This window comes from Scytonema sp. PRP1 (genome assembly GCF_036697665.2).
Taxonomy (GTDB): Bacteria; Cyanobacteriota; Cyanobacteriia; order Cyanobacteriales; family Nostocaceae; genus Kalymmatonema; species Kalymmatonema gypsitolerans.
Genome location: NZ_JBAHYJ020000003.1, coordinates 20,842 through 27,670, shown reverse-complemented (window position 1 = coordinate 27,670; position 6,829 = coordinate 20,842). Strand labels below are relative to the sequence as shown.

Below are 6,829 nucleotides of genomic sequence, written 5' to 3'. Positions count from 1 at the left end.
GCATCAGAGCGTCAGAGCGTCAGAGCGTCTTCTTCTGGGCTGTTTGTTGACATTGAAAAACAGCTCCCTGGGTTCACCTTGCAAGTGTGTTTTAGTACTCTTCAGCAACCTTTGGGATTGTTGGGAGGATCTGGAGCCGGAAAGAGCATGATTTTGCGCTGCATCGCTGGGATAGAAACTCCAAGTTCCGGTCGCATTGTTCTAAATGGGCGGGTGTTGTTTGACTCTCAACAGGGGATTAATTTGCCACCGCGCGATCGCCGCATTGGTTTTGTAGTGCAGAATTATGCCCTGTTTCCGCACATGACGGTAGGGCAAAACATCGCCTTTGGCTTATCCAAAGGACTTTCTACCACAGCTATTAAGCAACAAATAGAAGCCCAATTAATCACAGTACAATTGCAAGGATATTCTGACCGTTATCCGCATCAACTTTCTGGCGGTCAACAGCAACGAGTCGCACTCGCAAGAGCCTTAGCAAGTCAACCAGAAGCACTGTTACTAGATGAGCCTTTTTCTGCACTAGATACGCACTTGCGAAGCCAACTGGAACAGCAAATGATAGAAACGCTAGCGAATTACGAAGGCGTTACTCTATTTGTCACCCACAATATGGAAGAGGCGTATCGGGTTTGTCCTAATTTGCTTGTTCTAGAGAAAGGAAAAGCAGCTCATTATGGCACCAAACACGAGATTTTTGAGCGTCCCGCTACTGTTGGTGTAGCTCAATTAACAGGATGTAAGAACTTCTCAAGTGCGGTTGCTGTCACATCAGGGCAGGTGGAAGCGATTGATTGGGGTTGTACCCTCCGTGTCATTGAACCTATCCCAGACGCTCTATCCAATGTGGGAATTCGTGCCCATCAGATCATTCTCACGAACGACTTATCCCATGAAAACACCTTTCCCTGTTGGCTGGTGAGAACGAGCGAAACACCACACCGGATGACGCTGTTTCTCAAACTCCATCATCCATCTACTAGTCATAGTGATTATCACTTACAGGCGGAGGTGTTTAAGGAAAAATGGGCAACTCTCAAAGACCAACCCATGCCTTGGTATGTTCGTTTAGATCCTTTGCGGCTGATTTTAATGGAGTAGATGCTTGGCTCTCAAGAGCAATGGTTTTTTATACGTTACAGCGTTTTTCCAATGATGAGACCACAAATCTTCGGGTGGAGAGAAGTCCTGCAGTGAGGCAGCGCTGCGGGAGGGTTTCCCTCGTGCCGGCTCTGCCGAAAGGGTTTCGCAACAAGCCGGAACTTCGGGGCATTCCTCGTAAAAGTCCATGTGGTGGAATAATGTTCACTTGCATGAATACAAGAGCCAAAAATTTCAACATCATAGGGGATAGCTGAACCGAGCAGTTATAATTTCAGGGGCGTTACGCCTCATAGACAGGGAAATATAGCGCTTCTCGTTTCGATGCAGTAATTATTTATCTGTGTAGCCTACGGCACGGCTTACGCCTACATCTGTGTCCATCTGTGGTTCTTATTTCTTGATGTATTTGCCTCGTTCCCAGCCTCAGGCTGGGAATGCATAACTTGAGGCTCTGCCTGTCTTAACAGCGGCAGAGCCGCTTCAACGGCATTTCCAGGTGGAACCTGGAAACGAGATTAAAGACAGGGTTTTAGGTTAAGTTGACACCAATGGGCAGAGAACAGCCCCTACCCCGTGGTTTATTTACTTGAAAAGCGCTGTAAGATATTGCTGAGCAATGCCCACCTTACAGGAAACTGCTGTAAGCAAAAGTTAAAAATAGTGATGGAGCCAAACGGCAGGCATTTGTAGCACAACTGAAATAAACTTATTAAAAACGAAAATAATGTCCTCACTACAAACCCAATCCTACAGTTCTGATAACCCCCTCAACCAGCCACCATCGTGGAAAATAAAACTGCTGTATGACGGTGAATGTCCTTTGTGCGTGCGCGAAGTTAACTTTTTGATGAAACGTGATGCCGATCGGGGACTGGTAGCGTTTGTGGATATTGCAGCTGATGACTATAACCCCCAAGAAAATGGCGGAGTTGACTACGAAACTGCAATGGGGCGCATCCATGCTGTGTTGCCAGAAGGAACGCTAGTTAAAAATGTTGAAGTTTTTCGCCGCGTTTACGAAACTTTAGGAATGGGCTGGGTTTATGCTGCGACCAAATTGCCAATTGTAGGCGCGATCGCTAATTTTCTATATGGCATTTGGGCAGACTTGCGACTTTCGCTTACAGGGCGACCTAGTTTAGCTACAATTGTGCAACAGCGATCATCTCAAAAGGTTGAGTGCAATACCCAGAACCGCTGCCGAACAGATGCAGACGACTCATTGAGCGCGTAAAATCTAGGTGCGGGTCTTTCAAGGACGGTAGCAGCGTTGGTACTAAGTACATGATTTTATAAGTTCATAGCGAAAACTTGAACGAAGACTCTGTGTACCTTTGTCTTGAAAAGTTTCCTAGGTCGGGAAACCCTCCTGCAGAACTTTTCGCTGCGTTTACCTCAGCGTTCCTCAGCGTTTAAAAACGTTACGAATTAATGAAATGCTGTACTAAGTACCAAGTTGCGTTCAAATATGTCATTCTGACCGTTCGCGAGTGCGTGCCGCAGACATAGGGAAGAATCTCGCGAGATGCTTCCCTTCACGCTTCGTTACCCTCAGCATGACAACTTGTCTCTATGACTGCAACTTGGTATAAAGAGCTTTCATGATAACGCCCCGAATTTTCTCTATTTAAGTAATTGTCCGCTTAAGGGAAAGCTAATTAAACCGGATAAGTTGGTTATAATCAGGAATAATACGTATAAACACGATTATCTTGAATAAATACAATTACTTATGCGGTCTCAAGAAATTAGCCGTCAACGATTAACTTCTCTCGAAGATATTTTAGAAATTTTATACGAGAAGCTTGGGGAATTTCAAAAGGAACTCGTTGTGACAGCTAGTACCCCAGCTAAAACCGAATTGAAGATGCGAATAAAGCGAGAAATCTTACCAGATATTCGCAAGTATGAGGTTGAATATGGACAACTCCTTTATCAAGGGGCTGATGCTTATTTTATTTCGGATTTGCAAGCCGAAAATGCTTTGATGCGGGTTATCGAAGCTGTTGAACGTTTGGAAATGCAACGTTCGATTAACTACCCCGATGAGTTGCTGTGTTTGTTAACAGAAATTCGTGCCAAGCTTGATGAACCAGGAAAAACGGCAAGTGCAAAGTTGAAAGTAGCTCTACCTATTGTCCCGGCTATTGCATCCTATGAGTTGGAAATGGATACGGAAGCTTTAATGGTTCGGTCATGGCAACAGGTAAAATCGCTCTTTAGAGGTAGAGGATGAAGCTAGAGGAGTTTGCTAGTTTAGAAGAAGCGCTTAATCATTTGCGAAAAAAGCGTGACTTTTTTGAGTTAGAAAAAACTAAAACGGCAGACTACAATCAAAAGTTTTCTCTTCAATGCGATATTGATGAATGTAACAAAGAAATTAACAGATTAGAAGCAGAAATAAGCGAAAGGCAGAAAAAAGCTAATAATTTAACGTCTCTGCCTTTTCAAATACCTTTTATATTGCCACAAAAAGATGTCTCTAGTTTTACTGGTAGAGACGAAGAATTGCAGCAACTTCAAGAACTCCTGATTGATCGTCAAGGAACCAAACTGTGTAGCATCGCTGGTTTGGCTGGTACTGGGGGTATCGGCAAATCAGCGCTTGCTTGTCACTTCGCTACGTTACACAAAGCAGATTTTCCTGATGGTGTCATTGGTTTGCGGGTTGATAGTAAAGATGCAGACACCATAGCTCGTGATTTTGCTCGGCGTTGTGGAGAAGAAGTAGAACCGGAAGATGAGCGAGACGCAAAAAGCATCATGCAAGATGTGTTTGCTCATCGTCGGATACTGTTGATTTTCGATAATGCTGAAGATGCCAATATTATTAAGGAATTATATCCAGATGGCAACAGATGCGCGGTTATTATCACCACACGCGATCGCTTGTTGTCCATTTCGTTAGATATTCCCGATCAAGGTAGAATTGAAGTTAAACCGCTCTCGAAAGCAGAATCATTACTCCTGCTGCAAAAGCTATTAGGCGAAAAGCGCATCGCAGCCGAACCTCAAATATCTGAAGAAATTATCGAGTTAGCAGGCTATTTACCCCTAGCATTACAAATTATCGGCGCTGCGCTAAAGTTGAACCCAAATCGTCGTCTCGCAGACTATGCGGCTTCATTGCGAGAAGAAAGACGATTGGCAAGATTAAGAATTGCAAAAGATGAACATTTGGATGTTCGTGCTTGCTTCTCACTTAGCTTAAAAGAACTTCAGCCAGAGCAAATTGATTTTTTTTCCTGCTTAAGTGTTTGTGCCGAGGATGGATTTTCTCGACGTTCTGCAACAGCAACAGGTAATTATAGTGATGAACTTACGGCACAAGATGACCTCGATTGCTTATGTCGGTTTTCGCTACTTAACTATGCTGAGGTGGGAGAGAATCGATTTGTTTTCCATCCGTTAATTCGTGCGTTTGCTCAAGAGTTGGCAGTTGAACGCGGATTGCGACATGATGCAGCAACTAGACACGCTCAATTTTTTATCAATTTAGTTAAATCCAGCGATGTTGGTTTTATTAATAGTGCGATCGCAGAGGATATTAACGGTATTATTTTGGTTGCTGATTGGTTGCAACATCAAGAAAGTGCTGACTATGAATTTGCATCCCAGCTGCAAGAATTTTTTGAAAAATATGGCTACTGGAAGCAAGCAGTAGCATTCATGTTCAGGTTCCAACTTTTAGCGGAACGATTTGAGAATTGGGAATTGGTAGTTAAATTCCGCATTCAACAAGCAAAGTATCTTTCTCTGGAAAAAGAACATCTGAATGCTGAGGTAGTACTAGCCCCTATTTCGGGAATACTGCAAAAAATCAAAATTGAGCAAATCCGTCATCGGAGTCATGCAAATTGGCTTACTACCCTTGGAGGTATACAACGGCGACAACACAAATTGGATCAGGCTGTAGATAGTTTCAAACAAGCTTTAGCTATCCAAGAAATATTAGATGAACCAGATGGTTTGTCAATTGTACTAAATAGCTTAGGAATTGCTTTGCAACAGCAAAATAAACTCGATGAAGCCGTTGATGTTTTTCGCCGTCAAATTGAAATCAGCCAACAACTCGATGATAAACGCCAAGAAGCAAGAGGTTTAAACTGCTTGGGTGGTGTTTTACAGCAGCAAAACAAACTCGATGAAGCCGCTGATAAATTTCGCCGCAGAGTTGAAACCAGCCAACAACTCGATGATAAACGCTCACAAGCAATCGGTTTAAACTGCTTAGGTGGTGTTTTACAGCAGCAAAACAAACTCGATGAAGCCGTTGATGTTTTTCGCCGTCAAATTGAAATCAGCCAACAACTCGATGATAAACGCTCACAAGCAATCGGTTTAAACGGCTTAGGTGGTGTTTTACAGCAGCAAAACAAACTCGATGAAGCCGTCGATATTTTTCGCCGTCAAATTGAAATCAACCAACAACTCGATGATAAACATTCAGAAGCAATCGGTTTAAACGGCTTGGGTCGTGTTTTACAGCAGCAAAACAAACTCGATGAAGCTGTCAATGCTTTTCGCCGCAGAATTGAAATCAGCCAACAACTCAATGATAAACGCTCTGAGGCGATAAGTTTAAACTGCTTAGGTGGTGTGTTACAGCAGCAAAACAAACTCGATGAAGCCGCTGATAAATTTCGCCGTCAAATTGAAATCAGCCAACAACTCGATGATAAACATTCAGAAGCAATCGGTTTAAACGGCTTAGGTGGTGTTTTACAGCAGCAAAATAAACTCGATGAAGCCGCTGATAAATTTCGCGATCAAATTAAAATCAACCAACAACTCCATGATAAACACTCAGAAGCAATCGGTTTAAACTGCTTGGCTAGGATTCTAGAATTACAATGTCAATGGGAAGAAGCTGAAGAAATATTAAAACGCAGCCAAGATATTTGTGTCGATTTAGATGATCTAAAATCTCTATCAATTGCCCTTACTACCCTAAGCAGAGTACTAAGAAATCAACAAAAATGGAATGAAGCAGAGAAAATCCTCCGACAATGTTACGACTTATCTACAAAACAGCAAGACCAACGCGGACAAGCAATAATTCTTAACAGCCTGGGTAGAGTATTACACAAACAGGGAGGAGAGAAAAAGCATAAATTAGCGCTGATGTATTTCCAAGAAAGTATCAAATTAGGCGAGCAATTAGGCGACCAAGAACATCTAGCAAAAGTTTATACTGCAATGGGTCAAATTTTACTCGCATATGGAAACTTAGAAGAAGCTGTTATTCAACTTATAAAAGGTTTTGAAATCGACGAAAATTTAAAAAATGAAACAGGTTTGACCATCGTCACATCAGATTTAAGTCGCGCACTGTTGAAACTTGGCAGAGTTGATGAAGCAAGAATGTACTGTAAAAAAGCACTTGCGATCGCACCAAACCACCCAACACTACTAAACTTGGCACAGGATCTTACCCCCTCACCAAGACAAAACACTAAACCTATTCTAAAACAAGGTATAGCCAAATCTGTCAAACCCTATAAAAAGGATTCATAAACATTATTTTTTATCTAGTATATAAAAAATTGCTACTACAAAAATAATCAGGACTTACGCATTTTAACGAAAAACTGTCATTCTGAGTGTAGCGCTAGCGAAACGAAGGCAAAGCGCAGGCTGCGCCAACGCGAAGCGTGTCTGAAAGACATAGAATCTCCGAGATACTTCGCTACACTCCGTTTCGCTCAGTATGACATTCTCGACT

The 6,829-nt window shown here is 42.5% G+C and carries 4 protein-coding genes; all 4 read left to right on the top strand.

Going from position 1 to position 6,829, the window contains the following annotated elements; all coding sequences use genetic code 11:
• Positions 1–1,101 (top strand): sulfate/molybdate ABC transporter ATP-binding protein (locus V5G28_RS00320; protein WP_332986956.1); only part of this gene is annotated, 1,101 nt, incomplete at its 5' end.
• Between the two features lie 727 nt (positions 1,102–1,828).
• The gene (locus V5G28_RS00315) at positions 1,829–2,338 is read left to right on the top strand and encodes a thiol-disulfide oxidoreductase DCC family protein (protein WP_332986955.1); all 510 of its coding nucleotides are present in this window, start codon (positions 1,829–1,831) and stop codon (positions 2,336–2,338) included.
• Positions 2,339–2,836: 498 nt separating this feature from the next.
• Complete coding sequence (locus V5G28_RS00310; protein ID WP_332986954.1) at positions 2,837–3,340, top strand: hypothetical protein; 504 nt, start codon at positions 2,837–2,839, stop codon at positions 3,338–3,340.
• Positions 3,337–6,621 (top strand): tetratricopeptide repeat protein, encoded by a 3,285-nt coding sequence (locus tag V5G28_RS00305; protein ID WP_332986953.1) that lies wholly within the window; start codon positions 3,337–3,339, stop codon positions 6,619–6,621. The genes V5G28_RS00310 and V5G28_RS00305 overlap by 4 nt, the downstream gene beginning before the upstream one ends.
• Positions 6,622–6,829 lie beyond the last annotated feature (208 nt).

What these genes read in the sequence shown, in the direction of transcription:
- V5G28_RS00305 (WP_332986953.1), top strand. Translation starts at nt 3,337, where the DNA reads ATGAAGCTAGAGGAGTTTGCTAGTTTAGAAGAAGCGCTTAATCATTTG.
- V5G28_RS00310 (WP_332986954.1), top strand. Translation starts at nt 2,837, where the DNA reads ATGCGGTCTCAAGAAATTAGCCGTCAACGATTAACTTCTCTCGAAGAT.
- V5G28_RS00315 (WP_332986955.1), top strand. Translation starts at nt 1,829, where the DNA reads ATGTCCTCACTACAAACCCAATCCTACAGTTCTGATAACCCCCTCAAC.